This is a genomic window from Nocardia sp. NPDC127606 (assembly GCF_042671725.1).
Classification (GTDB): Bacteria; Actinomycetota; Actinomycetes; order Mycobacteriales; family Mycobacteriaceae; genus Nocardia.
Window position 1 is genome coordinate 23,420 of record NZ_JBHXWQ010000014.1, and the last position, 22,653, is coordinate 46,072.

The 22,653-nt window shown below is 68.1% G+C and carries 27 protein-coding genes; 16 read left to right on the forward strand and 11 right to left on the reverse strand.

Annotation, left to right across the window (positions count from 1 at the left end):
• Positions 1-64: 64 nt before the first annotated feature.
• Complete coding sequence (locus ACFVJ5_RS34980) at positions 65-1,378, reverse strand: nicotinate phosphoribosyltransferase (protein WP_379226909.1); 1,314 nt, start codon at positions 1,376-1,378, stop codon at positions 65-67.
• A gap of 61 nt (positions 1,379-1,439) precedes the next feature.
• Between ACFVJ5_RS34980 and clpS the strand changes: the two genes are divergently transcribed.
• The 10 genes from clpS to rdgB all read left to right on the forward strand — a co-directional run bounded on the left by clpS (position 1,440) and on the right by rdgB (position 8,695).
• Entirely contained in the window at positions 1,440-1,787 is a 348-nt protein-coding gene (gene clpS, locus ACFVJ5_RS34985) for an ATP-dependent Clp protease adapter ClpS (protein WP_379226911.1), read from the forward strand.
• A 22-nt stretch (positions 1,788-1,809) separates the two neighbouring features.
• Positions 1,810-2,379, forward strand: a complete 570-nt coding sequence (locus ACFVJ5_RS34990) for a DUF2017 domain-containing protein (protein WP_379226912.1) — start codon at positions 1,810-1,812, stop codon at positions 2,377-2,379.
• 27 nt (positions 2,380-2,406) lie between these two features.
• On the forward strand, positions 2,407-3,465 hold the full coding sequence (locus tag ACFVJ5_RS34995) for a P1 family peptidase (RefSeq protein WP_379226914.1): 1,059 nt from the start codon (positions 2,407-2,409) through the stop codon (positions 3,463-3,465).
• 169 nt (positions 3,466-3,634) lie between these two features.
• On the forward strand, positions 3,635-4,048 hold the full coding sequence (locus tag ACFVJ5_RS35000) for a Mov34/MPN/PAD-1 family protein (protein WP_379226984.1): 414 nt from the start codon (positions 3,635-3,637) through the stop codon (positions 4,046-4,048).
• Between the two features lie 37 nt (positions 4,049-4,085).
• On the forward strand, positions 4,086-4,361 hold the full coding sequence (locus ACFVJ5_RS35005) for a MoaD/ThiS family protein (RefSeq protein ID WP_101464168.1): 276 nt from the start codon (positions 4,086-4,088) through the stop codon (positions 4,359-4,361).
• Between the two features lie 4 nt (positions 4,362-4,365).
• Positions 4,366-5,328: a PLP-dependent cysteine synthase family protein gene (locus tag ACFVJ5_RS35010; RefSeq protein WP_379226916.1), complete on the forward strand. Its 963-nt coding sequence runs from the start codon at positions 4,366-4,368 to the stop codon at positions 5,326-5,328.
• A gap of 71 nt (positions 5,329-5,399) precedes the next feature.
• Positions 5,400-6,113, forward strand: coding sequence for a rhomboid family intramembrane serine protease (locus ACFVJ5_RS35015; RefSeq protein ID WP_378638911.1), 714 nt, complete (start codon positions 5,400-5,402; stop codon positions 6,111-6,113).
• Positions 6,114-6,182: 69 nt separating this feature from the next.
• Entirely contained in the window at positions 6,183-6,947 is a 765-nt protein-coding gene (locus tag ACFVJ5_RS35020) for a cyclic nucleotide-degrading phosphodiesterase (RefSeq protein WP_379226919.1), read from the forward strand.
• A gap of 375 nt (positions 6,948-7,322) precedes the next feature.
• Positions 7,323-8,087: a ribonuclease PH gene (gene rph / locus ACFVJ5_RS35025; RefSeq protein WP_379226921.1), complete on the forward strand. Its 765-nt coding sequence runs from the start codon at positions 7,323-7,325 to the stop codon at positions 8,085-8,087.
• Positions 8,088-8,089: 2 nt separating this feature from the next.
• Complete coding sequence (gene rdgB / locus ACFVJ5_RS35030; protein WP_379226923.1) at positions 8,090-8,695, forward strand: RdgB/HAM1 family non-canonical purine NTP pyrophosphatase; 606 nt, start codon at positions 8,090-8,092, stop codon at positions 8,693-8,695.
• A gap of 63 nt (positions 8,696-8,758) precedes the next feature.
• Here rdgB and ACFVJ5_RS35035 read toward each other — a convergent pair whose 3' ends face one another.
• The 3 genes from ACFVJ5_RS35035 to ACFVJ5_RS35045 form a co-directional block, all read right to left on the reverse strand.
• The gene (locus ACFVJ5_RS35035; RefSeq protein WP_379226925.1) at positions 8,759-9,139 is read right to left on the reverse strand and encodes a DUF3817 domain-containing protein; all 381 of its coding nucleotides are present in this window, start codon (positions 9,137-9,139) and stop codon (positions 8,759-8,761) included.
• A complete protein-coding gene (locus tag ACFVJ5_RS35040; protein WP_379226927.1) occupies positions 9,136-9,564 on the reverse strand; it encodes a transcriptional regulator in 429 nt (142 codons plus the stop codon). Before ACFVJ5_RS35040 ends, ACFVJ5_RS35035 begins: the two co-directional genes overlap by 4 nt.
• Positions 9,565-9,628: 64 nt before the next feature.
• Positions 9,629-10,594: a GlxA family transcriptional regulator gene (locus tag ACFVJ5_RS35045; RefSeq protein WP_379226928.1), complete on the reverse strand. Its 966-nt coding sequence runs from the start codon at positions 10,592-10,594 to the stop codon at positions 9,629-9,631.
• Between the two features lie 121 nt (positions 10,595-10,715).
• Between ACFVJ5_RS35045 and ACFVJ5_RS35050 the strand changes: the two genes are divergently transcribed.
• Complete coding sequence (locus ACFVJ5_RS35050; RefSeq protein WP_379226930.1) at positions 10,716-11,648, forward strand: NADP-dependent oxidoreductase; 933 nt, start codon at positions 10,716-10,718, stop codon at positions 11,646-11,648.
• 6 nt (positions 11,649-11,654) lie between these two features.
• Here the strand turns inward: ACFVJ5_RS35050 and ACFVJ5_RS35055 are convergent, their stop codons facing one another.
• The 3 genes from ACFVJ5_RS35055 to ACFVJ5_RS35065 all read right to left on the reverse strand — a co-directional run bounded on the left by ACFVJ5_RS35055 (position 11,655) and on the right by ACFVJ5_RS35065 (position 13,866).
• Positions 11,655-12,530, reverse strand: coding sequence for an oxidoreductase (locus ACFVJ5_RS35055; protein WP_379226932.1), 876 nt, complete (start codon positions 12,528-12,530; stop codon positions 11,655-11,657).
• Between the two features lie 37 nt (positions 12,531-12,567).
• A complete protein-coding gene (locus ACFVJ5_RS35060) occupies positions 12,568-13,485 on the reverse strand; it encodes an RNA polymerase sigma factor RpoD/SigA (protein WP_379226934.1) in 918 nt (305 codons plus the stop codon).
• Between the two features lie 93 nt (positions 13,486-13,578).
• Complete coding sequence (locus ACFVJ5_RS35065; RefSeq protein WP_379226936.1) at positions 13,579-13,866, reverse strand: hypothetical protein; 288 nt, start codon at positions 13,864-13,866, stop codon at positions 13,579-13,581.
• 107 nt (positions 13,867-13,973) lie between these two features.
• Between ACFVJ5_RS35065 and ACFVJ5_RS35070 the strand changes: the two genes are divergently transcribed.
• From ACFVJ5_RS35070 to ACFVJ5_RS35085, 4 genes are all read left to right on the forward strand, one after another.
• On the forward strand, positions 13,974-14,606 hold the full coding sequence (locus ACFVJ5_RS35070) for a TetR/AcrR family transcriptional regulator (protein WP_379226938.1): 633 nt from the start codon (positions 13,974-13,976) through the stop codon (positions 14,604-14,606).
• 68 nt (positions 14,607-14,674) lie between these two features.
• A complete protein-coding gene (locus ACFVJ5_RS35075) occupies positions 14,675-16,705 on the forward strand; it encodes an MDR family MFS transporter (protein WP_379226940.1) in 2,031 nt (676 codons plus the stop codon).
• Positions 16,706-16,786: 81 nt separating this feature from the next.
• Positions 16,787-17,422: a PadR family transcriptional regulator gene (locus ACFVJ5_RS35080; protein WP_379226942.1), complete on the forward strand. Its 636-nt coding sequence runs from the start codon at positions 16,787-16,789 to the stop codon at positions 17,420-17,422.
• A 147-nt stretch (positions 17,423-17,569) separates the two neighbouring features.
• A complete protein-coding gene (locus ACFVJ5_RS35085) occupies positions 17,570-18,781 on the forward strand; it encodes an FAD-dependent oxidoreductase (protein ID WP_379226944.1) in 1,212 nt (403 codons plus the stop codon).
• A gap of 51 nt (positions 18,782-18,832) precedes the next feature.
• Here ACFVJ5_RS35085 and ACFVJ5_RS35090 read toward each other — a convergent pair whose 3' ends face one another.
• Positions 18,833-19,636, reverse strand: a complete 804-nt coding sequence (locus tag ACFVJ5_RS35090; protein WP_379226945.1) for a helix-turn-helix domain-containing protein — start codon at positions 19,634-19,636, stop codon at positions 18,833-18,835.
• Positions 19,637-19,744: 108 nt separating this feature from the next.
• On the opposite strand from ACFVJ5_RS35090, the gene ACFVJ5_RS35095 reads away from it, so the two are divergent.
• Positions 19,745-20,773: an NAD(P)-dependent alcohol dehydrogenase gene (locus ACFVJ5_RS35095; RefSeq protein ID WP_379226946.1), complete on the forward strand. Its 1,029-nt coding sequence runs from the start codon at positions 19,745-19,747 to the stop codon at positions 20,771-20,773.
• Here the strand turns inward: ACFVJ5_RS35095 and ACFVJ5_RS35100 are convergent.
• The 3 genes from ACFVJ5_RS35100 to ACFVJ5_RS35110 are packed head-to-tail and all read right to left on the reverse strand — an operon-like array spanning position 20,722 to position 22,506.
• Positions 20,722-21,444: a phosphatase PAP2 family protein gene (locus ACFVJ5_RS35100; protein WP_379226948.1), complete on the reverse strand. Its 723-nt coding sequence runs from the start codon at positions 21,442-21,444 to the stop codon at positions 20,722-20,724. The genes ACFVJ5_RS35095 and ACFVJ5_RS35100 overlap by 52 nt on opposite strands.
• A 25-nt stretch (positions 21,445-21,469) precedes the next feature.
• The gene (locus ACFVJ5_RS35105) at positions 21,470-21,694 is read right to left on the reverse strand and encodes a hypothetical protein (RefSeq protein WP_082844342.1); all 225 of its coding nucleotides are present in this window, start codon (positions 21,692-21,694) and stop codon (positions 21,470-21,472) included.
• Positions 21,695-21,729: 35 nt separating this feature from the next.
• The gene (locus tag ACFVJ5_RS35110) at positions 21,730-22,506 is read right to left on the reverse strand and encodes an HNH endonuclease family protein (RefSeq protein WP_379226950.1); all 777 of its coding nucleotides are present in this window, start codon (positions 22,504-22,506) and stop codon (positions 21,730-21,732) included.
• Positions 22,507-22,653 lie beyond the last annotated feature (147 nt).

Sequence of the window (22,653 nt, forward strand, 5' to 3'; positions counted from 1 at the left end):
CTCGTTCGACCGAACCATTCTCCGCCGTGGAACGCCGAGCGGCCACCCGGTGGTCGCGGGGCACTCAGCCGAGGAACGTCGTCGGCACGGCGGGCTCGCCCGCGGACAGTTTCAGCCCTTCCCACGGCAGGCTCACCAAACCGCGCGCGACCAATTCGCGACTCTGCGCCAGCGTCGCGACATCGTCGACCACCTTGCCGTCGCGTACCAGCGGCACCTGAAGCTCGCGCACCTGGAAACCGTTGGTAGCCGGTGCTTCCGCGCCTTCGGGGTACACGATCTCCTCGACGATCGTGCCGGTGGCGCGGGCCAGTCGCACCGCCTTCTTGGTCCCGCCGCGCGACTGCTTGTGGCTCGACCGTTTGGCGACCGGAATGCCGTCGACCTCGACCAGCTTGTAGACCATGCCCGCGGTCGGAGCGCCGGAACCGGTGACCACCGACGTGCCGACGCCGTACACGTCGACCGGTTCGGCACGCAGCGCCGCGATCGCGTACTCGTCCAGGTCGCCGGAGACCACGATGCGCGTGCCGGTGGCGCCGAGTTCGTCGAGCTGGTCGCGGACCTGCCCGGCGAGGACGCCGAGGTCGCCGGAGTCGATGCGCACACCGCCCAGTTCGGGCCCGGCCACCTCGATGGCCGTGGCGACGCCCCGGGTGATGTCGAAGGTGTCGACCAGCAGCGTGGTGCCGATGCCGAGCGTGTCGATCTGGCTGCGGAACGCCGCGGCCTCGTGTTCGCCGTCGGCGCCGCTGTGCAGCAGGGTGAAGGCGTGGGCGCTGGTGCCCGCACCGGGCACGCCGAAGCTGCGCACGGCCTCGAGGTTGGAGGTCGCGTCGAATCCGGCCAGGTAGGCGGCGCGCGAGCTCGACGGCGCGGCGAGCTCGTGGGTGCGCCGCGATCCCATTTCGATCATCCGCCTGCCCGCGGCCGCGCTCACCATCCGGGCGGCCGACGAGGCGATGGCGCTGTCGTGATTGAAGATCGACAGCGCGAGGGTCTCGAGCAGCACGCATTCGGCGAAACTGCCGCGCACGGTCAGGATCGGCGAACCGGGGAAGTACAGCTCGCCTTCGGCGTAGCCGTCGATATCGCCGGTGAAGCGATATTCGCGCAACCAGTCGACGGTGGCCGGGTCGAGGAATGTCGCGACCACGGCCAGCTCGTCGGGACCGAAGCGGAAGTGGGTCAGCGCGTCGAGCAGGCGACCGGTGCCCGCGACGATGCCGTAGCGGCGCCCGTTCGGCAATCGCCTGGCGAACACCTCGAAGGTGCACTGCCGGTGGGCCGAACCGTCGGCCAGCGCCGCGGCCAGCATGGTCAACTCGTACTGGTCGGTCAGCAGCGCGGTGCTGGCGAACTCGTCACGGATCTGCACACCAGAAACTCTAGTCACCGCGGGTGTTGTTTCCTGCGGGCCTCGTCGTACCCTGGTTTTTATGGCCGTGTGCAATACCGTTCGGGCCGGCGCCGTCACCGACGCTGTGAACGCCGCACTGTCGGCACCGCAGGCGACACCGGAGACCACCGAATACACCGAGATCCTGGAGGCCGAGGACCGGCCCTGGGTCACCGTGGTCTGGGACGATCCGGTGAACCTCATGCACTACGTCACCTACATCTTCCAGAAGCTGTTCGGCTACAGCAAAGCCAAGGCGACCGAGTTGATGATGCAGGTGCACAACGAGGGCAAGGCGGTGGTGTCCTCGGGATCGCGCGACAAGATGGAGCAGGACGTGCGCCGGCTGCACGCCGCGGGGCTCTGGGCAACCATGCAGCGCGACTGACGACCTGAGTAACCTGGGCCCTGTGCGTAAGTGGAGCAGGAAGAACTCACTGAGTGGCCTCAAGCTTCGATCCGAAATGGACGAGCACGAGGCCACCGTCCTTCGCTCCCTGATCGGCGCGGTGTCCGGATTGCTCAGTGACCGCGCCGCCGACGCCCCCGAAGACGAACTCACCGCGCTCACCGGCCTGCGCACCGGCAACTCCACCCCGCCCGACGATCCGCAACTGCTGCGTCTGCTGCCCGATTTCCACCGCGCCGAGCCCGGTTCTCCGGATGCCAAGCGCGCCGATCTCAACAGCGCGCTGCGCAGCCTGCACGAGCCGGAGATCATCGACGCGAAACTGGCCGCCGGGCAGGCCGTCCTCGACAGTTGCCCGGAACTGGGCGGCAAGATCGTGCTCTCGCCCGAGCAGGCCGACGCGTGGCTGGCCGCGCTCACCGATGTTCGTCTCGCGCTGGGCACGCTGCTCGACATCGACGACGACACGCCCGACCATTTCGATCCGGAAGACCCGCGCGCCCCGCATCTGGACGTCTACCACTGGCTCACCTGGATGCAGGATTCACTGTTGCAGGCACTGGCCCCCTGACCCGCTGATCAGACGAAGGACGAGACGATGCGCAGCAGTCCCGGGGTACGCGACTCGATCACTGATGTCGCGGGCGTGCTGGTAGGCCACTGCCAGGCCCTCGACGCCGAGGTCACCCTCGGTACCGGCGCCGCGACGGGCTGCACCGTGGTGCGGGTCCCCGGCGGGGCGACGGCCTCGGTCGACGTCCGCGGCGGCGGTCCCGGCACCAGGGAAACCGACCTGCTCGACCCCGCCAACACCGTCCGCCAACTGAACGCCGTGCTCCTCACCGGCGGCAGCGCGTACGGCCTTGCCGCCGCCGACGGGGTGATGCGCTGGTCGGAGGAACACGGCGAGGGCATTCCGATGGACCCGACCGACGCGAGCCGCGTGGTGCCGATCGTGCCGGGTGCGGTGATCTTCGATCTGCCGGTCGGCGACTGGACCATCCGGCCCGACGCCGATTTCGGCTATCGCGCGGCCGAGGCGGCGTCGACCGAGTTCTCCCGGGGGACCGCGGGTGCCGGCGTGGGGGCGAGGGCGGGTGCGCTCAAGGGCGGAATCGGTTCGGCGAGTGTGGTTCTCGCGGATGGACCCGGTGCGGGGGTGACTGTCGGCGCGGTGATCGTGGCGAATCCGGTCGGTTCGGTTGTCGATCCACGCACCGGGTTGCCGTGGGGTGCGGGCACCGACGGGCCCGACTTCTTCGGGCTGCGGCCGGGTACGCCCGAGGAGATCGCGGCGCTCGTCGCGCTGCCCGTCAAGAGCATGGTCCTCAACACCACGATCGGTGTGGTGGCGACGGATGCCGCCCTGGATCCGGCGGGTTGCCGGCGGATGGCCGCGACCGCGCACGACGGACTCGCCCGCGCGATCCGGCCCGTGCACTCCCCGCTCGACGGCGACACGATCTTCGCCCTGGCGACCGGGGCGAGAGAAGTCGCGCCCACCGAGTTACCCGCCGCTTTCCCCGCCGACCTGCTTCTGCTCGATCAGTTGTGTACCGCCGCCGCCGTGGTGGTCGAACGCGCCATCGTCGACGCGGTGCTGAGCGCGACCTCGATCGCCGGAATCCCCGCCTACAACGACCTGTTTCCGCGCTGAACGCCACCCGCGGCACCCTGCTGACCAGCCCCGCGACGACCCGTCGCACCCGCGGTGACGGCCAGGCCGGGACCGGAGTGTGTGCCCCGCGGAATACCCGAATAGGGTGAGTCGTTGTCGAGGAAGGTGCTCGACAGCACGCATGCAGGATGTGGAAAGGGTCGATGAAGTGCTGGTGATCAGGGCCGATCTCGTTGACGCGATGGTGGCGCACGCCCGCGCCGACCACCCGGACGAGGCCTGCGGCATCATCGCCGGGCCCGAGGGCAGCGACCGGCCGGAACGCTTCGTCGCGATGGTCAACGCCGAACGCTCGCCCACCTTCTACCGGTTCGATTCCGGTGAACAGCTGCGCGTGTGGCGCGCGATGGACGACGCCGACGAAGTGCCGGTCGTGGTCTACCACTCGCACACCGCCACCGAGGCCTACCCGAGCCGCACCGACATCTCCTACGCCGCCGAACCGGACGCGCACTATGTGCTGGTCTCCACGCGCGACCCGCAGGAGCACGAACTGCGCAGCTACCGCATCGTCGACGGCGAGGTCACCGAAGAACCGGTGCGCATCGTCGATTCCTACTGAACCGTCCGAGAACAGTCACCACCCCCGAGGAGTCCCCATGCCGGTAACCGTGTCCATTCCGACCATCATGCGTGGTATCACCGGAGGTGAGAAGCGGGTGCAGGGCGAGGGCTCGACGCTGTCCGCGCTCATCGCCGATCTCGACGCGAATCACCCCGGGCTGGCCGAGAAGCTGCTGTCGGACGGCAAGCTGAACCGCTACGTCAACATCTACGTCGACGACGAGGACGTGCGCTTCTCCGGTGGGCTGGAAGCCGAGGTGCCCGCGGGCGCGTCGGTCACCATCCTGCCCGCCGTGGCCGGCGGCGCCTGACCCCGTGGCCCGCTACGAATCGCTGATCGCGACGCTCGGCAATACCCCGCTCGTCGGACTGCAGACACTGTCGCCCCAATGGGACGGCGACGATCATGTGCGGCTGTGGGCCAAGCTCGAGGACCGCAATCCCACGGGGTCGATCAAGGACCGGCCCGCGCTGCGGATGATCGAACAGGCCGAGGCCGACGGGCTGCTCACCCCCGGGTGCACGATCCTGGAGCCGACCAGCGGCAACACCGGGATCTCGCTGGCCATGGCGGCCAAGCTCAAGGGCTACCGGATCGTGTGCGTGATGCCGGAGAACACCTCGGTGGAGCGTCGGCAATTGCTCACGATGTTCGGCGCCGAGATCATCGACTCGCCCGCGGCGGGTGGATCCAATCAAGCGGTGGCGATGGCCAAGCAGATCGCGGCGGAGAATCCCGATTGGGTGATGCTGTACCAGTACGGCAATCCGGCCAACGCGCTCGCGCATTACGAGAACACCGGCCCGGAACTGCTGGCCGACCTGCCGGAGATCACCCATTTCGTCGCGGGGCTCGGCACGACCGGAACGTTGATGGGCACCGGCCGGTACCTGCGCGAAAATGTGCCCGATATCGAGATCGTGGCCGCTGAACCCCGCTACGGCGAGCTGGTCTACGGCCTGCGCAATATCGACGAGGGATTCATCCCGGAGCTCTACGACGAGAAGGTACTCACCACCCGGTTCTCGGTGGGCCCGTACGACGCGGTGAAACGGACTCGCGAACTGGTCGGCGAGGAGGGAATCTTCGCCGGGATCTCCACCGGAGCGATCCTGCACGCCGCGCTCGGCATCGCCAAGAAGGCGCAGAAGGCCGGGAAACGGGCCGATATCGCGTTCGTGGTCGCCGACGGCGGCTGGAAGTATCTGTCTACCGGGGCATACGACGGCACGCTGGACGAAGCCGAGGAGAAGCTGGACGGGCAACTCTGGGCCTGACGCGATGTCACTTGGCTTCGGTACGCTCTGGTCAACGGGCTGTTCGACGGTCCCTTGCCGGAGTGGAGGCGATGTCGGTGAGCGGTGGGGTGGGTGCCTCGTTCGATCCTGATCGGATCTCGGGGCTGCGCGGTAACGCGAGTTCGGGCATCGGCGCGTCGCGAGGCGGTTCGTGGATTCGGGCCGCGGTGGTGATTCTGGGCTTCGTGGGGTCGCTGTACGTGATCGAGGGCGTCGACATGGTGCTCTCCTACGATTCGCCACCAGGATCGGTCGGCGAACTCGACTCGGCGGGAATCGAGCCGCGCGAGGTATCCGGGCTCGACGGGATTCTGTGGGCGCCGCTGTTGCACGGCGGATGGGACCATCTGTTCGCCAACACGCTGCCCTTGCTCGTGCTCGGTTTCCTCGTCCTGCTCTCCGGGATCGGGCGGGGGATCGCGGCGACGGCGATCATCTGGGTGATCGCGGGCGTCGGTACCTGGCTCACCGGGTCGGCGGGAAGTGTGCACGTGGGAGCGTCGTCGATCGTGTTCGGCTGGCTGACGTACCTGATCTGCCGCGGGTGGTTCGCGCGCAATGTTGGCCAGATCGTAGTGGGGTTGGTGATCCTCGTGTTCTACGGCTCGATGCTGTGGGGCGTGCTGCCGAGCGACCCTCGAATTTCTTGGCAGGGGCATCTTTTCGGGGCGGTGGGTGGAGTGCTCGCGGGCTGGGTACTCTCGTCAGATGAACGTCGACGCCGCCGTGGAGCATCGGTCGGCCGCGCACTACCAACGCGGTAACCGGGGATCCGGTCTGGAATTTGGGGGGATCCTGCATTGAGCACCAGCACGTCGTGGCAGCATGGGGGTATGCGCCTTACCGTCCTCGGGTGCTCGGGCAGTGTGTCCGGCCCGGACTCCCCAGCGTCGGGCTACCTGCTGACGGGCCCTGATATGCGGCCGACTGTCATCGACTTCGGTCCCGGTATTTTCGGCGCGTTGCAGAAGCATATGAACCCGGCCGACGTCGACATCTTCCTCACCCACCTGCACGCGGATCACTGCTTGGATCTGCCCGCACTGCTGGTGTGGCGTCGGTACCACCCGAATCCGCCGACCGGGAAGGCGCTGGTGCGCGGGCCGTCCGATGCCGCGCTGCGGATCGGCAATGCCTCCGCGGAGATCGGCGGCGAGACCGACGACTGGTCCGATGTGATCGACTCGCAGGCGTGGGTCGAGAACACTCCGATTCCGTTCGGGCCAGGTCATACGGTGGAAGCTCGGCGGATGTTCCACCCGCCGGAGTCCTATGGGCTGCGGATCACCGCGGCCGACGGTCGGGTCTTCGTCTACACCGGCGATACGGCGATGTGCGATGCGGTGGTCGACCTGGCACAGGGTGCGGATGTGCTGCTGGCCGAGGCGTCGTGGACTCATGATCCGGCGAATCGTCCTCCGGGAATTCACCTTTCGGGGACCGAGGCGGGCGAGATCGCGACCCGCGCGGGGGCCAAGGAATTGTTGCTCACCCACATTCCGCCGTGGACATCGCGTGAAGATGTGATCGCGGAGGCCAAGGCGGCTTTCTCGGGGCCGGTACATGCGGTGTCGCCGGGGGAGTCGTTCGACCTTTAAGGTCGGGATCGGGTGTTCGGTAGTCCCGGGGCGGTTTGAGGCTGTGTTTTTGGCGCGCTGGCGCGCGCGTGTCCGCGGCCCTGAGGGGCCGCCGGTCAGCGCTCGAGACTCGCGCCTGCGGCGCATGCGCTTCGAGCGCTGACCGGCGACCCGGCCGCGGACCGGCCACTTCGTGGCCGTCCCTCCCTAAGGGCGGGAGTGCGGTGGCTGGTGGTGCGGTCATGGCGGACCTGGGGTTGAACGGTGGGGCCGGCTAGTGCGGTAGGGCTGCGGACTCCGGGTGTGTGGAGTCCGCAGCGTGCGGTAGGGGTGTGGACTTCGTGGGGCTCGGTGTGGCTGGGCGTGGAGTGGGGGGCACGCGCTAGTGTGTCGGCTGTGTCTAGACGAGCTGATGGTAGGGCGGATGACGAACTCCGCGACGTGAAGATCACTCGGGGATTCACCACGCACCCGGCGGGGTCGGTGCTGGTGGAATTCGGGCAGACGCGGGTGATGTGCACCGCGAGCGTCACCGAGGGGGTGCCGCCGTGGCGCCGGGATTCGGGGCTGGGCTGGCTCACCGCGGAGTACGCGATGCTGCCCGCGGCCACGCACACGCGCAGTGGGCGGGAGTCGGTCAAGGGCAAGGTCGGTGGGCGGACGCAGGAGATCAGCAGGCTGATCGGGCGCTCGCTGCGGGCCTGCATCGACCTGGCCGCGCTCGGCGAGAACACGATCGCGCTCGACTGCGATGTGCTGCAGGCCGACGGTGGTACGCGCACCGCCGCGATCACCGGCGCCTATGTGGCGCTCTCGGACGCGGTGACCTATCTGGCCGCCGCGGGCAAACTGGCTGACCCGCAGCCGATTTCGTGCATGATCGCCGCGGTGAGCGTGGGCGTGGTCGATGGGCGCGTGCGCCTCGACCTGCCCTACGAGGAAGACTCGCGTGCCGAGGTCGACATGAACGTGGTGGCCACCGACACCGGAACTCTGGTCGAGATCCAGGGCACCGGCGAGGGCGCGACGTTCCCGCGGTCGACCCTGGACAAGATGCTGGACTCGGCCTTCGCCGGCGCCGAGCAGCTGTTCGCGATCCAGAAGGCGGCGCTGGCACTGCCGTACCCGGGCACCCTGCCCGAGCCGTCCACGAAGAAGTAGTCGTGGCTGTGCGTGTGCTGGTCGCCAGCCGAAATGCCAAGAAGCTGAAAGAGCTTCGCCGGATCCTCGATGAAGCAGGCGTCGCCGGAGTCGAATTGGTGAGCCTGAACGAGGTGCCCCCGTACGAGGAGGCGCCCGAGACCGGCGCCACCTTCGAGGAGAACGCGATCGCGAAGGCGCGAGACGGCGCCGTCGCCACCGGATTGCCGTGTGTGGCAGACGATTCCGGCATCGAAGTCGATGCGCTGAACGGGATGCCGGGTGTGCTGTCCGCTCGGTGGGCAGGCGGCCACGGCGACGATGCCGCGAACAACTCCCTGCTGCTCGCTCAGTTGGGCGACGTCCCCGACGACCGTCGCGGCGGCCGCTTCGTCTCCACCTGCGCGCTGGTGCTGCCCGACGGCACGACCACGGTGGTGCGCGGCGAATGGCCCGGCACCATCGCCCGTGAACCCCACGGCGACGGCGGTTTCGGCTACGACCCGCTGTTCCTCCCCGAGGGCGGTACCGGCAGCGCCGCCGAACTCACCCCCGCCGAAAAGGACGCGGTCTCCCACCGAGGCCGCGCGCTCACCCAGCTCATCCCGGCCCTGGCCGCCCTGGCCTGACCGACTCCACGACAAAAGCGCCGCCGCTCCGGATTACCGGGGCGGCGGCGCTTTTCGTAGGAGTCAGAGGCTGTACTGCTGCTTCACGTCTTTGGCGTTGCGGTGCTCGACGAAGAACGACAGCAGCGGGATGGTGCCCGCGATCAGGGTGCCGACGGTGCGGCCGATGGGCCAGCGGACCTTCACGGCGAGGTCGGCGGTGACCAGCAGGTAGGCGAAGTACACCCAGCCGTGCACGACCGCGATCCAGCTGGGGGTGTCGACGCCGAAGCCGTATTTGGCGATCATCTCGACGGTGAGCAGCAGCAGCCACAGGCCGGTGACCCAGGCGAGCACGCGGTAGCGCTGCAGGGCGGAGGCGATCTTGGCGGTGGGGGCGCTTCCCGCGGGGGCGGCGGTGGCATCGTCGAGCGACGGTGCGGTGGTGGTGTTGTTGTCGGTCACCCGGCGTTCCTCTCGGGGGAGTGCAAGCCGGCGGTGCGGACCTGCGCATCGATGTCGCTGGCGTGCAGTTGCGCCAGGTACTGGTTGTAGGCGGCCGTCTCCGGGTCGTCGGACTTCGCGGCCTCGGGGCGGTCGGGCAGGATGCCCGCGGGGATCTCGCGCGGCGCCTCGGCCTTGCCCGGACGCGGCGGCGCGGGCTCTTCGGCCTCGCGTTCCAGCCGCACGAACCGCACATAGGCGAACACCGCGAACCCGGCGAACAGCGGCCATTGCAGTGCGTAGCCGAGATTCTGGCCGGTTCCCGACGACGATTCGAACCGCTCCCACTGCCACCAGGCCAGCGCCAGGCAGCCCAGCGCGACGACACAGACCAGCGCGATCAGGGCCGGTCGATTGTGCGCCGGGCGAGGAGGTGGAACGGACACGCGCTCCACGGTACCCGCCTACTACAGAGCACGTAGGAGCAGGTCGCGGCAGCTCGATCCGAGGTCAGAGCGAGGCCCTCGCCTGGAAGGTCTGGCGGTAGGTGGTGGGGGAGACGCCGATGGTGGTGGACAGGTGCTGGCGCAGCGAGGCGGCGGTGCCGAGGCCCGCGTCGGCGGCGACGCGGTCGATGGACAGGTCGGTGGCTTCGAGGAGGTGGCGGGCGTGGTCGACACGTCGCTGGGTGAGCCACTGGCCCGGTGGGAGGCCGGTCTCCTCGCGGAAGCGGCGGCAGAAGGTGCGCACACTCATGCGGGCGTGCGCGGCGAGTTCGGTGAGCGGCAGTGGCCGATCGAGGTGGGTCATGGCCCAGGCGCGGGTGGCGGCGGTCGTCGCGGTGCCGGTTTCGGGGATCGGCCGGTCGATGAACTGGGCCTGGCCACCTTCGCGCCACGGCGGCACGATGCACAGGCGGGCGACGTGATTGGCGACCGCGCTGCCGTGATCGCGGCGCAGCAGGTGCAGGCAGGCGTCGATGCCTGCGGCGCTGCCCGCCGCGGTGAGGATGCGTCCTTCGTCGACGAACAGCACGTCGGCATCCATTCTGACCTGCGGGAACAGGGCGCGGAACCGGTCGGCCTGTCGCCAGTGCGTGGTCGCGGGGCGGTCGTCGAGCAAGCCGAGGGCTGCGAGTACGAACGCCGCGGTGCAGATCGACACGATGCGGGTGTCCGGCCTGAGCCGACCCAGCGCATCAGCCAGGTCGGCGGGCATCCACTCCTCCTGTGGTGCGTCACACGCGGAGAACGGCGGAATCACCACGGTGTCGGCCTCGTCGAGCGCGCTGCTGTCGTATTCGACCGCGATGGTGAAGTCGGCGTTCGTCGACACCGGCGCCCCGTCGAGGCTGCAGGTGCGCACGTCGTAGAGCGCGGCGCCGTCGGGATCGGTCGCCGTGCCGAAGATCCGGGCGGGAATCCCCAATTCGAACGGATAGACCCCGTTCAGTGCCAGAACCACCACGCGATGCATGGCAAGATTCTTGCAGATATTGGCTTTCTTGCCACTCGTCGGCGGTTCGCGCACCCGGCATCGTGGACTTCACACGGCCGGTTCGCAGCGAAACGGCCTGGGAGACACAGGGAGACATGCCATGCGGGCAATCGGTCAGGACACCTTCGGCGGACCCGAGGTGCTGCGTGTGATCGAGGTCGACAAGCCGAGCCCCGGACCGGCGGAAGTACTGATCCGCGTGCATGCGGCCGGGGTGAACCCGACCGATTCCTGGCACCGCGCCACCGGCGGACTCCTCGGCGCGATCGCACCACTGGGCTGGGATGTGTCGGGCGTGGTCGAGGCCGTCGGCGTCGGCGTCACCCTGTTCGCGCCGGGCGACGAGGTCTTCGGCATGCCGCGTCAGCCGCGCGCCGCGGGCGCCTACGCCGAGTACGTCACCGCGCCGGCCCGCCACCTCGCGCGCAAGCCGTCGAATCTCACCCACGTCGAAGCCGCCGCGCTGCCGCTCGTCGCGCTCACCGCCTGGCAAGCGCTGGTCGACACCGCCGACGTGCAACCCGGCCACCGGGTGCTGATCCACGCCGCCGCGGGCGGGGTCGGTCATGTCGCGGTGCAGATCGCCAAGGCGCGCGGCGCGTATGTCATCGCCACGGCGCGCGCCGACAATCACGACTTCGTCCGCGACCTCGGCGCCGATGAGGTGATCGACTACACCGCAACAGATTTCGTGGACGCGGCCGATGGTGTCGACATTGTCGTCGACACCATCGGCGGCGAGTACGGCCCGCGCTCGCTGCGAACCCTGCGTCCCGGCGGCATCATCGTGTCGCTGGCCTCCCCGGCGGAGGCGGCCCTGGTGGAGCAGGCCCGCCCGCTCGGCCTGCGTGCCGGGTTCATGATCGTCGAAGCCGACGGCGCGGGCCTGCGCGCTCTTTCGGACCTGGTCGAAGCCGGTGCGCTGCGACCGCACGTGGAGACCGTCCTGCCGCTGGATCTCGTGCGCAAGGCCCACGAGATCAGCGACAATCAGCGCACCCGCGGCAAGATCGTGCTCACCGTCGCGGAGTGAGGATGCTCAGAACTTGTAGCTGATTCCGGTCATCCGCTCGGATTCCTCCCACAGCCTGCGCAGCAGCTCGGGATCGCGCGAGATCTTGCTCGACGGGCACGCCTCGACCGGTCCCTGCGACTGCATCAGCCGGTTGGGGCCCCAGTACACGGTGGGGTCGGCGTCGGGCTCGGTGGCCGCGAACAGGGTGGAGTGGGCGGCCTTGTGCGGCGGGTGGCCGATGAGCTTGATGAACGGCTTGCTGACCTTGTCGAGGGGGGTCTCGGTGCGGGCGAACAGGTCTGTCGCCGAGACTCCGGGGTGCACGGCGTAGGACTTCTTCGCCGACGCGGCCTCGGTGAGCCTGCGCTGCAGTTCACGGCCGAACATCAGGTTGGCGAGCTTGGCCTGGGCGTAGGCGAGATTGCGCTGGTAGCGGCGGTTCTCGTAGTTGAGATCGTCGATCCACAGCTTCGGGGTCTGTTTGTGGGCGATGCTGGCGATCGATACCACCCGGTCGCGAACGCGGTCGAGCAGCAGTCCGGTGAGCGCGAAGTGGCCCAGGTGGTTGACGCCGAACTGGGTCTCGAACCCGTCGGCGGTGCGCGAGAACGGGATGTTCATCAGGCCCGCGTTGTTGATCAGCACATCGAATTCGCCCTGCTGCGCGGCGAATTCGCGCACCGAAGCCAGATCGGCCAGGTCGAGCGCGGCCACCCGCACGTCGCCGGGGATGGCGTCGGCGATCGGCTGTGCTTTGCTCGCGTTGCGGCAGGCCATGATCACCGTGGCGCCCTTGTCTGCGAGCACCTTGGTGGTCTCGGCACCGAGGCCGCCGTTGGCCCCGGTGATCACGAACGTGCGCCCGGACTGGTCCGCGATATCAGTTGGTTTCCATGCCATGCTCCTATCTTACTCTGGAGTAAGATAGGAGGGAAGGTCAGCCCAGCAATCCGGTCAGCGTACGGGTACAGGCGGGTTTACGCAGTTTGATCATGGCTTTCGCCTCGATCTGGCGCGCCCGTTCGCGGGAGAAGCCGAGCGCCGAACCCACCTCCTCCAGCGTGCGGCCCTCGCCGCGATCGAGGCCGAAACGCAGCCGGATGACGGCGGATTCGCGGTCGGTGAGTCCCGCCAAGGCCGCCTCCACATAGCCCCCGAGCATTCGGGCCGCGACCACATCCGCCGGCGCGGGCGTGGTGTCGGGTAACAGTGAGCCCAGATCGGTGTCCTCGCCGACGGGCGCGTGCAGCGACACCGGCTCGGCTTCGTGCCGCAGCACCGCCGCTACCTGCGCGACGGTGAGGTCGGCGCCCGCGGCCAGTTCCTCGGCGGTGGCCGCGCGCCCCAGCTGGTGCGCCAGCTCGCGCCGCACCCGGATCACCCGATGCAGTACATCGGCCACATTCGAGGGCAGCCGGATCGTGCGCCCCTGATCGGTGAGCGCGCGCCCGATCGACTGCCGGATCCAGAACGTCGCGTAGGTGGAGAGCTTGAGGCCGCGCTCGTGGTCGAACTTCTCCACCGCGCGCATCAGTCCCAGCGTGCCCTCCTGGATCAGATCGAGCAGCGACATTCCGGTGTTGGTCGGGAACCGGCGCGCGATGGAGACGACCAGGCGCAGATTCGCCCGCACCATGTGGTCTTTCGCGCGCAGTCCGTCGAGCTCGGTGCGGCGCAACAGTTCTCGTCGTGCGGCGGTGAGTTCGGCACCGGCCGAGTCGATCTCGGCACGTGCGGCCGCACCCGCGGCGATCCGCGCACCGAGGGCGTATTCCTGTTCGGCGGTCAACAGCGGAGTACGGCCGATGGCCGTCAGGTAGTCGCGAATGGGATCGGCGGTGACGGTGGTGGTCAAGAGAACTCCCGTTCGATGTGCGGCGCGATGTGGGGCTGGTGACCGGTGGGGTGAGAGAGCCCCACCGGTCGGGTTACTCAGGGATCGCAGGGACTACTTGCCGGGAATTCGGATCGGGCGGCGCACTGCCGTCGATCGGGTCTGCGCGCCGCGAATGGCCGAGCCGGTTCCACGTCGGCGTTGCGCCGGGAAAGGCGCTTCTGCGCGGCGTGCCGCCCGGGCTCGGCCGGGCAGGGGGAGGGGTTGCGGTGCGGTCGTGATCTCGCGGACCACGTCGTCGAGTGAACTTCGCATTGTCGTGAATCGGGCCATATCGGCTGCTCCTTCGGTGGTGGAACGGGTGCTGAGGGGCTCGGCGGCGATATCGGGTCCGTGCGGCATGCGCTGGCTCCTTCGATCGTGTCGCTTGCGGCGACGGACATAAACTTAGAATGCACCTAAAAATATGTCAAGAACAAATTTAGGACGAGTTCGGATATGCTGGTGGCATGACGACGCAGCAGGGCCTCCGTGCCAGGAAGAAGCAGCAGACCAGACAGCAGATCTCGGACCGGGCGACCGAGCTGTTCCTGGCCCGCGGATTCGACCAGGTGACCATCGCCGAGGTGGCCGCGGCCGCCGACGTCTCGAAGATGACGGTCACCAACTACTTCCCCCGCAAGGAAGACCTGGCGCTCGACCTCGGCGAGATCTACATCGATCAACTCGCGTCGATCGTTCGGGAACGCGCGCCCGGCCAGTCGGCACTGGCCGCGCTGCGCCACGCCTGCCTCGCAGCCGTAGCGGCGCAAGATCAGCTCATCGGCTTCAGCGGCGAGCCGTTCGCCAGGATGATCGCCGACAGTCCTGCGCTGACTGCGCGCGGGCGCGACCTGCACGACGCCCGCCAGCTGGCACTGGCCGACGTACTCGCCGCCGAGACGGGCGCCGCGCCCGAGGACATCACCCCGCGCGTTGCCGCGGCTCAGATCGCCGGCGTGCAGCGGGTGCTGTTCAACGAGATCATGCGCCGCACCCTCGACGGCGAATCCAATACCGAGATCGCCGCCGCGCTGACCCGCGATGCCGAGATCGCGTTCGACACGCTCGAACCCGGCCTGGGAAACTACGCCGTCCGCTGAGCGATCGGTGGCGATTGCTGCCGTGTCACTGGGCTCCCGCACCGGACCTGAAAGCCCATACTGAGGCAATGTCGGATGGTGTTGCTGTAGACAAGCCCGTCGAGCCGATGAGCAAGGCGAAGATCAACATCATCTTCGCGACCGTCGTGCTCGGCATGCTCATGGCCGCCCTCGACCAGACCATCGTGTCGGCGGCGCTGCCCTCGATCGTCGCCGACCTCGGCAGCGCCGGGCACATGGCCTGGGTGGTGACCGCGTACCTGCTCGCCGAGGCCGTCGCGACCGTGCTCGCGGGCAAACTCGGCGACCTGTTCGGCCGCAAACTGCTGTTCCAGATCAGCGGCATCATCTTCATCGCGGGCTCGGCGCTGGCCGGCGTGGCGGGCGGCATGGGTGTGCTGATCGTGGCGCGCGGAATCCAGGGCGTCGGCGCGGGCGGGCTGATGGTCACCTCGATGGCCCTGATCGCCGACACCATTCCGCTGCGCGAACGCGGGAAGTATCAGGGTGCGCTCGGCGCGGTGTTCGGCGTGACCACCGTGGTCGGGCCCACCCTGGGCGGGTTGTTCACCGACCACGCGAGCTGGCGCTGGTGCTTCTACGTGAACGTGCCGATCGCGATCATCATGGTGGTGATGGCGGCGCGCACCCTGCCGCACCTGCGCGCGGTCACCCGGCCGGTGATCGACTACCTCGGCATCGGCCTGATCGCGCTCGGTGTGTCGTCGCTGATCCTCGGGCTCGAGTTCGGCGGTAGCGAATATCCGTGGGGCTCTTGGCAGATCATCGGTTTGTTCGTGCTCGCCGCCGTGCTGATCACCGGATTCGTGCTGGTGGAGAACCGCGCGAAGGAGCCGATGCTGCCGATGCGGTTGTTCAGCGGCCGCGTGTTCACAGTGTCGTCGGTGCTCAGTTTCATCGTCGGCTTCGCGATGCTCGGCTCGATGACCTATCTGCCCGCGTATCTGCAATATGTCGACGGGGCGACGGCGACGGTCTCCGGTGTCCGAACCCTGCCGCTGGTGGTCGGCCTGTTCGTCACGTCGGTCTTCTCCGGGCAGGTCGTCGGAAAGACCGGGCAGTACCGGTACTTCCCGGTCGTCGGCATGGCGGTGATGGCGGTCGGCCTGGCCCTGATGTCGACGATGGGCCGCGGCACCAGTGTCTGGCTGGAATCGCTGTACATGCTGATTCTGGGTGCCGGGCTCGGCCTGTCGATGCAGGTACTCACCATCGTCGTGCAGAACACCGTGCCCTACGCCGATCTGGGCACGGCCACCTCGGGGGTGACCTTCTTCCGCACCCTGGGCAGCGCGTTCGGCACCGCGGTCTTCGGCACGCTGTACAACAACAAGAGCAAGCCCGCGCTGGCGGAGGCATTGCAGCAGGCCCCCGGTGTCTCGCCGGAGGTGGCGGCGAATCCGAAACTGCTGCGTGAGCTACCGCTGGAGCAGTCCGCGCCGATCATCGACGCCTACGCGAATTCGATCGACTACGTGTTCCGCTGGGTTGTTCCGGTGGCGCTGGTCGGTTTCGTCATCGCCTGGTTCCTGCCGCAGGTGCGGCTGCGTGACAGCGCTCGCCACGGCGCGGGCGATGTCGGCGAGGGTTTTTCGGTACCCGATTCGCACGACCGGGTGGTGCAGCTGGAACGCTCGGTCGCCACGACGGTGCGCAAGGCCAGGGCGGAGAAACCGCTCATTCCCCAGCTCATCGCGGCCTCGGGCAGCACGCTGAGCCCGGACTCGGTGTGGGCGCTGGGGCAGGTGTACCTGTACTCCAAGGAGGGGGTGCCCGCCACGGTCTATGCCATCGCCTACCGGCACCGGCTGCCGGTGGAGGTGCTCTCGCCGGTCTTTCGTCAGGCCGTCGAGGCGGGTCTGTTGCACGACGACGGGGGCACCCTGTCGCTGACCGTCGACGGTGACGCCGAGGTCGACACGCTGCGCGCGGGCTGGCGCCGCTGGCTCGGCGACCGCCTCGACGACTGGAATTCCGAGGATCCGGTCGACCGCGCGCTGCTCGACGAGGCGCTGTCGAAGATCGCGGCCAAGCTGCTCGACCAGGGCGCTGATAGCAGCGAGGTATCGCGAGTCTGAATTCGGTTGTCCACTCCGCTGGACGAACCTTGCCACCAAATACTCGTAGACGTATATTCGTAGACGAGTAAGGAGGCAGTCATGGCTACCAAGCGCAAAGTGAACAACCTGCTGGCGCTCGCCGTGCTCTCGGTGATCGTGCAGCGTCCGATGCACCGCTACGAGATCGCCGCCACCCTGCGCGCCCACGGCAAAGACCGCGACATGGACATCAAGTGGGGTTCGCTCTACACCGTCGTGCAGAACATGGAGAAGGCCGGATTCCTCGAGATCATCGGCAGTGAACGCGACGGCGCGCGACCCGAGCGGGTGATCTACCGGATCACCGACGCCGGTCGCGCCGAGATGGCGGACTGGACCCGCGAACTGCTCGCCGCGCCGGTGCCCGAACATCACCGGTTCACCGCGGGCCTGTCGATTCTGGCGGTGCTGCCGCCGGACGAGGTGATCGTCCTGCTCGGCACCCGCGTCGCGGCGCTGGAGCGAACCATCGAGACCACCAAGGCCGAGCTGGCCGAGCTGACGCTGCCCCGGCTGTTCCTCGTCGAATCCGAATTCGGCCTGGCGATGCTGGAAGCCGAGGCGAACTGGGCGCGTTCCCTGCGTGACGAACTGGCCGCGGGCACCTTCGAAGGCCTCGAACTCTGGCGGCAATGGCATGTCGACGGCATGCCCGCCGAACAGATCCCCGAGCTCGGTGAGAGGGGGAACGACTAGCTCAACCCTTGTAGACCCCGGACCCGGTGGTGTGCGGCAACACCCCACCGAGCCCGAGAACCGTCCCGAAACCAGGCGCACCCGGCCACGAGGTGAGGCAACCACAGGATAGCTGGGTGACGCCGACAGCAGATCTGGAGATCACCCATGTCCACCACCCGTTCCGCATTGATCATCGGCGGCGGCATCGCCGGACCCGTCGCCGCCGCGGCCCTGCACAAAGCAGGCATCGACGCCCATGTCTACGAGGCCTATTCCGGCCCCTCCGAGGGCATCGGCTCCGGGCTCGCGCTGGCACCCAACGGTGTCGCGGCGCTCGACATCATCGGCGCCGGCGACGCGGTGCGCGAGATCGCCCTGCCGGTCGCGCAGATGCGACTGCGCGTCAGCGGTCGTGAACACATCATGCCGGTGCTGGCCGACCAGCCTCCGCTACAGGCTGTCGACCGCGGTGCATTGCACCGCACCCTGCACGATCACGCGGTCGCCGCGGGCGTGCCGTTCAGCTACGACAAGCGGCTGACGAGGGTCGACGAACACCCCGACGGTGTCACCGCGCACTTCACCGACGGATCGACCGCCACCGCCGATATCCTCGTCGGCGCGGACGGAATCCGTTCCACTGTGCGAAGTTTGATCGACCCGGCCGCGCCCGGTCCCGACTACACCGGAATGCTCGGCTTCGGTGCCCTGGTCGAATGCGACCTCGACCTGCCGGACGACACCATGGTGTTCGCCTTCGGCGCCAAGGCGTACTACCTGTACTGGAAGCAGGCCGACGGCCGCGTGGCATGGGGCGCGAACCTGCCGAGCAAGCACTACCTTTCGCTCACCGATGCCCGTGCCGTCCCCGCGCAACACTGGCTGGAAGTACTGCGCGAGACGTATGCGCCCGATTCTCCCGGCGCCGAATTCACCCGTCGCACCACGGCGCAGAACCTGGAGATCACCGGCGCACTGCACATCATGCCGTCGGTGCCGCACTGGTATCGCGACCGCATGGTACTGGTGGGCGACTCGGTGCACGCACCGTCGAACAGCTCGGGACAGGGTGCGTCACTGGCGATCGAGAGCGCCGTGCAGCTGGCGCGATGCCTGCGCGATATCGCCTCGCCCACCGAGGCTTTCGCGGTCTACGAGCAGTTGCGGCGGGCCCGCGTGGAAGGCATCGCGGCGCGCGCGGCGAAGATCAACCACAGCAAGACGCCGGGACCCCTCGCCCGCAAGGTGATGAACGCGGTGATGCCGCTCATGGTCAAGACGGTGATGAACCCGGAGAAGACGATGGGCGTCGAACGCCGGTACCGCATCGATTGGGATGCGCCGGTGCGGGCGGAATCCGCTACTGCCGCACAGTGATCCGGGCAACCCTCGGTCCGCGGTGATCGAGGGCTGTCACGCAGTGCGCGATCACTGCTTCGTTCGGTGCCGGTCCGCGCGCAGTCGCAGGATGCGCGCGGTTTCCGCGTCGGCGGGCAGGAATGCCTCGAGGTGGAGTTCGGCGATGGTGACGTCGGTGGCCGTCGCGAAGGAGGTGAGGGTGGTGATCAGGCGGAGGTCACCGTCGGGGGTGTGCAGGTGGAGGGGAACGGCGAAGCCGACATGGTCGGGGCCGGGGGAGGGGGCAGGCAGGTAGCTCGCCAGCTCGGCGATGAGCTGGTCGAGGGCCGGATCGGGGGTGTGCGCGGCGCGGCCCCGGAGCGAATCCATGATGTGCCTGCCCCAGTCGGGGAGGTTGCGCACGCGCGGGGCGACGCCGTCGGGGTGCATGGCCAGCCGAAGGACATTGATCGGCGAACGCAGCAGTCGCGGGTCGACACCCTCGGTGAACAGGTCGAACGCGGCATTGGCGGTGACGAGTTCGCCGCGCGGGCGGGCGACGAGCGCCGGGTAGGGCATGTGCCCGTCGAGGACCGCGCTGATCGCCTCGCGCACCGGTGCCAGTTCCGGTGCGGCCAGGTCGCTTTCGGGGAATACCGGCGCGAATCCGGCGGACAGCAGCAAGGTGTTGCGGTCGCGCAGCGACAGCTCGAGCGATTCGGCCAGTCGCACCACCATCGTGCGACCCGGCTGGGATCTGCCCTGCTCGAGGAAGCTCAGGTAGCGCTGACTGGTCTCGGCCCGGATCGCCAGATCGAGCTGGCTGACCCGGCGCAGCGTGCGCCAGTGACGCAGTTGGGGGCCGAAACCGGTCGTCGGCAGCGCGGTCGTCATGACCGGAGTAAACCGCGTCGACGGCCGCCGCCATTCCCCCGCCACAGACCAACGCCCATACCCTCCAGGGAATCGCGCGATCCCGCCATCGCCGACACAGTTGTTCCCATGCCGCACAACGAACTCAACACCGACCACGCTTTCGCCTACCGCCTCGACGGTGGTCTCACGCGGACCGAACAGCAGCGGCCCGAACCGGGCCCGCATCAGGTCCTGATCCGGGTCCGCGCCGCCTCGGTGAACCGCCGCGATCTGATGCTGATGGACGGCACCTACCCGTTGCCCGCCACCGCCGGCGTCATTCCGCTCTCCGATGGCGTCGGCGAGGTGATCGCGCTCGGCCCCGGAGTGACCCGCGCGGAAATCGGCGACCGGATCACCGCGAGCTACTTCGTCCACTGGGTCGACGGTCCGCAGACCCTCGCCACGGCCGCCGAACAGTACGGCGCGAACTACGACGGATTCCTCGCCACCTACGCACTCGTCGAAGAGGATTCGATCGTGCATGTGCCCGCCCATCTCACCGACGCAGAGGCCGCGACCCTGACGTGCGCGGGCCTGGTCGCCTGGTCGGCGCTCACCACACCCGTCCCGCCTGCCCCGGGTGAGCGCGTGCTCACCGTCGGAAGCGGCGCGGTGGCGTTGTACGCGATCCAGTTCGCGAAAATCCTCGGCGCCGAGGTCATCTCGATCACCTCGAGCCAGGCGAAGGCCGACCGCTTGCGCGCGCTGGGCGCCGACACGGTGATCGACCGCACCGTGACCAGCAACTGGGGTGACGCGGTGATGGACCTGACCGGGACCGGCGCCGAGCACATCGTCGACGCGGTCGGCCTGCCCACGCTCGAACAATCGGTGCGAGCGGGCGCGTACAACTCGACGGTGACGATGGTCGGCGCGATGGCGCCCGCACCGGGAACAACACTGCCGGACAACCCGTTCGGCTCCTCCTACCTGGCCATCCGGCGCATCGCGGTCGGTAGCCGCGCCGGTTTCGAGGCGATGAACCGGGTGATCACCGAGCACCGCCTTCGCCCGGTGATCGACCGCGAATTCGATGTCGACAAGGCCACCGACGCCTACGACTACCTGCGATCGGGTGCCTCGTTCGGCAAGGTGGTGATCGCGGTGGGCTGAGGGCTCAGCACGCGGGTGAACACGGTGACGCACAGGACCAGCCACAGCAGGCCGATGATCCAACCGGCCAGCACATCGGTGGTCCAGTGCACACCGAGATAGATGCGCGACAACCCGACGGCGACCGGAAAGGCGACCGCGAGCACGGTGGCGGTCAGACGGAGCCAGTGCTGGGTGATCCGCGGAACCAGGACGATCGCCACGATGCCGACGACCACGGTGGACCCGAGCGTGTGCCCCGACGGGTACGACAGGCTGGGTTCGAAGACCAGCCGCGACGCCTCGGGCGGTCGCTGGCGGCCGACGAGACGTTTGATCACCCACACCAGCACTCCGGCACCCAGCGACGTGACGGCGACCAGGGCGGCGACCGGCAGATTGCGCCGCAGCGCGAAGACACCGACGGTGAACGACGCCAGAATCGTCATCGACAGTGTGCTGCCGAGGTCGGTGATCACCGTGGCGATGCTGGTGAGCGGTTCGCCGCGGTGCGCGATCATCCAGTCGAGCACCGCGGTGTCCATCCGGCTGATGCCGCTGGTGACCTCCCAGGTGAGGGCGATGATCAGCACCGCGGCGGTCGCCATGAGGGCGAGCACGCGCGGTGTCCGACGGCACAGCGTCGACCAGGCGATGTCGGGTGGCGGCGATTGTCGAGAGGCAGTCGGCATAACTACCAGATTGCCAGGTGAATCCTCATGCTTCGAAGACCACGATGTTTCCGGCGACATCTCGGGTGCCCGCGTCCTTCTTGATCGCCTTCACCAGGTCGGCGACGCAGTCCCAGGTACGGGGGGGCTCGCAGTCGATGTTGCCGATCGTGAACCAGGTATCGGTGCCGCGGTAGCGGACGAGGCCCTTGCCCGCGTCGTCGAGCATGACATCGAGCTCGCCGGACACCGTCCCTTCCTCTTCGGTCATGACGGCGCTCTCGGCAGTGATCTCGATGGGCTCGCTTATTTGAATTCTCCTCGGCGGAGGCAGTCATCGACTGCGGTGCGCAATGCGGTGTGCTCTGCGGTATCAACGGTCAGTGCGTATTTTACCTTCACTTTGACGTAGTGCTCCACATAGGCACACCGGAAGTTACCGGGCGGCAAATAGTTCGCGGGATCCTGATCACCCTTGGAACGGTTGGCCGACGGGTCGGCGGCGACCAGGTTCATCGAGTCGTTGGCGATGCGGCGGCGGGTGTCCTCGTCGCGGTCGGCGGCACCGGATCGCCACGCTTCGGCAAGGGCGACAATGTGTTCGGCGTCGACCTTGGACGGATCGGTGATGAACTTGTAGGGCCCGAGTTGGCCGGTCTTCTTGTCGATGAAGCCGTAGTGGTCCTGCCAGCCGCCACCGGCTGCCACCGTCAAGTCGCAGGTCTTGGCGTCGAGGGTGACCTTGCCGTTGGCGTCACGCAGCATCATCACCTCGCGGCTGGTGCATTTGGTGTACTTGGCCAGCTCGCCGGTGAAGCCGTGCTCGGGCTTGTTGGTGTCCCAGTGCGGGAACTTCTCGCGCGTGTAGCCCGTCATCGGGCCTTCCTTCGCGACGACGAGGGTGGCGACCAGATCGCCGACCTCCTTGCCCGACACCGTCGCCGCGCCCGCGGCCCCAGGCCCGGGATTCACCTCGTCCAGCAGCGAGTTCGAACAGGCGGCCACCATGGCCAGGCATACCGCCGCGGCGAAGGCGAGCGGGGCTCGTCCCAGGATCGTGCCGTTGATCGAAGACCACTTCATGCCCGTACCGCCCAGACGCTCCGTCGAAAAATGAACCGGCACAACCTAACGGCCGCACCGGGTGTCGTCAGTGATTGTCCGCTATGAGGTTCCGCACAGCACAGCGGGAACCGATTGTGGCTCAATAGCGTTCATCTATCGACGGAA